Origin of the sequence: Photorhabdus hindustanensis (genome assembly GCF_002968995.1) — a bacterium.
Lineage (GTDB): Bacteria > Pseudomonadota > Gammaproteobacteria > Enterobacterales > Enterobacteriaceae > Photorhabdus > Photorhabdus akhurstii.
On record NZ_PUWT01000133.1, the window covers coordinates 1 to 2,990 of the forward strand.

A 2,990-nucleotide genomic window follows, 5' to 3' on the forward strand; every position below is an offset into this window, starting at 1 on the left:
TGTGCACCCTGATAATTTAAAGATGTTGATTGAAGTGAAATTTCCGGGTGATAAACTTGCCGAAGATCAAGAAATAGATTACATCCAGATTGCAACCGAAGACCGCTTTGGTGTAATGCGTATCAGCGATAACCGCACAGAAGAACAAAAACAGTATGATGAAGCGTGGCGAAAACTTTATCAGCCCGGTTCTCAACACTATAAAAATCCCATCCCACTGGCCCCGCTGCCACCCGGTTCGCCGCCTGATGAGGAAGCTTTACCCGCTTCTCCCGCAGAGGGAGTGCCGGGGACTATTCCGCAACCGCTGACCAAAAAACTCCCACTGGTCAGTACCTCCCCGTGGTCTTTTTTACCCAGCTATGAAGACTGGGTTATCCTCGGGCAGGAGGTGGCGGGTCTGGCCGAAAATGGGTTGAATTATGTCCGCGACAGTACCCGGGAGCTCCTTGCCCAGTTTGGTTCATGGCTCAATCAGGCCGGCAAGTGGGTGTGTGAAGAAGTTATTGACCCGATAAGCCATCAGGTCAGCTACGCTTTTTCCTGGGTCAGTGCACAAACGGGGAAAATCGTGACCTGGACTGAAAGTGAGATAAAAGCCCGGTGGCAGACGGTGCAACAGGGTTCAGATATCACTCTGGAAGAGCTCAAAAACATTAGCTGGATGCAGATACTGAAAGAGGTGGGTGAAAGCATGCTGGAAATGGTGGTGATTATTGCCGGTGTCGCCGTTGTTATCCTTGTCACCCTTGCCGTCACTGCCGCGCTGATTGCACTGGTGGAGATTTTAGCCGCTGCTGCTGCGGTAAGCGCCGCCGCGTTAGCTGCCGTCCTGGCAATATTGGCGAGTGTGACATTCGCTACCGCCTCATAATTCATGGAGAACATGATGGAAACTTCAAATTACTTTGCCCAACTGAGATCACAACTGACCTCTTTTCTTTTTAGCAATGCCGATGGACTGACTGTTTCCCGCCTGGGTCTCTCAATTACCCTGTTTTTTAAACAGGGTTACACACCGGAGAAAAAACAGCGCATTCTGGCCTGCTACCGGCGCTTTCGCGAAGAGTTTGGTACTCACCTGCGTTTTCACCGCCATGCTCTAAAAGGGTTAAAAAAATATTCACCGGAACATATAGCCAAAGTGGAAGAAGGTATTCTTAATCAGAAAAAAAATCAGCTTTCTACTTGGGATATTAGTGACGCTAAAAACATCTATGAAGCCCCTCACTATCTGATGCATTACTTGGATTCTCGAGAAATCGATGGTGACGACAGTAGCTCTTACCTTAGTCTGGTATTGCCCTGGGATTATCTAAAGGAACAAGAGGGCATAACCCGGTTTATGGCCTGGCTGGACTTTCTGTGTGAACAACTCGAACCTGACTGGGGAGACTGTGGTTACTGCCTGGTCTTACCCAGAGATTATCATGACTATTTTCCTCTGGAGTACCAACTGGCCCTGCGTTACCCTGCCCTGCAAGTCAACTCCACAGTTCACACCACGCTGGACGATTATGCCCACTCCATCCGAAGCATTAACTGGATCACCCTGCTGTCCAAACGATTTGTAAACCGACTGGGTGGGGAATTCTGGATACGTCAGGTGCTGCGCCCCTACCGGGATGTGGTGATTAGTTCTTACCGTGATGGCCTGATTATCCGGGCCGGTGAATACCCGGACTTAACGCCACTGCCGGGCAGTGTCCCGGAGAGTTATTTTGCCATTAACCAACTGATACGTCCGATACGTTTTGTTCCGGGAGAAGGTGATTCACTGCATTTTTATGGAGAGGGGCATTTTGATGATATTTCCACACAAGCCTGGTATGCCCGTTATGACCGTGGCCCGTTGCAAGTGACCCCTTTGAGAAGTGACCATCCGGCACTGGTTAGCGGGATCTGGCGAACCGATAGCCTGCCGGGCAGGCAGTACTTCTTTGCTCAGGGCGCGATGGCTTTCGATGTTGAAGGTGCAGAGAAGGGCACAACCCTCTGGCATCTGATCCGGGAAGCGGCAAATATGTGGGAATAACAGATTATCTACTGACTTAATAACTAACAAAGAAAATGATGGAAATTTCAGACGACTTTGCCCAGTTGAAATCACAACTGACCGCGTTTACCTTCCTCAATGGCGATGGGCTGACCGTTTCTCGTCTTGGGATTTCTATCACTCTGTTTTTTAAACAGGGTTACACCCCGGAAAAGAAACAGCGCATTCTGGCCTGCTACCGGCGCTTTCGGGAGGAGTTCGGTACTCATCTGTGTTTTCACAGCTATTCACTGAAAGGGTTAAGCAAATATTCACCGGAAAATATTATTAAGATAGAGGAAGGTATTCTCACTAGGAAAAAAATCAGCTCTGTGGTTGGGTGGTTAGTGATGTTAAAAACGAAGATGAATCTCCTCATTATCTGATTGCGTTACCTAGATTCCCGAGAAATTGATGGTGACGATAGTAGCTCCTACCTGAGTCTGGTGTTGCCCGGGGATTCGCTCCCTTGCCGTCGCGATGCATCTTGAAATCCATAGGGTATAAAGCCTTTAATTGAAATACCCATAAAACCAGAGCAGGTTTTAAACTGTGATTAAAAGTTATTTTTTTAACGTATGATTTTAATCGGTATCTGGTTTTAACCGTTTTTTATCTTTTGGCTATATGCTTTTTGCGAAATTTAAACATTATGATATATCGTGGTTTTACATTTAACGAATGTTAATCATATCCGATTTATTCTTCCATATGAAAGGTTAAAACCACCGACTTTAGTCGGTCAGCTTTAGCTGAGATACTGTGTTGCATGGGAGGTGCAACATGGATTACAGATACGGTAGTCACACAGTATTTCAGATTGAATACCATTTTGTGTGGGTAACGAAATACAGGCACAAAGTGCTGATAGGTGAAGTAGCAATACGGGTGCGCGAGTTAGTTCGTCAGACATGTGAAGCATTTGAAATCAGGATATTAAAAGGGGTCGTGAGCA

At 46.9% G+C, this 2,990-nt stretch carries 3 protein-coding genes and 1 pseudogene; all 4 read left to right on the plus strand.

Annotated features, from left to right (window positions below):
• The coding region (locus C6H66_RS24560) for a VRR-NUC domain-containing protein (RefSeq protein ID WP_146111133.1) at positions 1 to 874 on the plus strand (874 nt) is incomplete at its 5' end.
• Positions 875 to 889: 15 nt separating this feature from the next.
• Positions 890 to 2,035 carry a DUF3396 domain-containing protein gene (locus tag C6H66_RS24565; RefSeq protein ID WP_105397021.1) on the plus strand — a complete coding sequence of 382 codons (1,146 nt, stop codon included), beginning with the start codon at positions 890 to 892 and terminating at the stop codon, positions 2,033 to 2,035.
• Between the two features lie 38 nt (positions 2,036 to 2,073).
• A pseudogene (locus C6H66_RS24570) lies at positions 2,074 to 2,502 on the plus strand (type VI immunity family protein); the annotation flags it as partial.
• 316 nt (positions 2,503 to 2,818) lie between these two features.
• The coding region (gene tnpA, locus C6H66_RS24575) for an IS200/IS605 family transposase (protein WP_146111134.1) at positions 2,819 to 2,990 on the plus strand (172 nt) is incomplete at its 3' end.

Coding starts and splice junctions, on each gene's coding strand:
- C6H66_RS24565 (WP_105397021.1), top strand. CDS start 890: ATGGAAACTTCAAATTACTTTGCCCAACTGAGATCACAACTGACCTCT.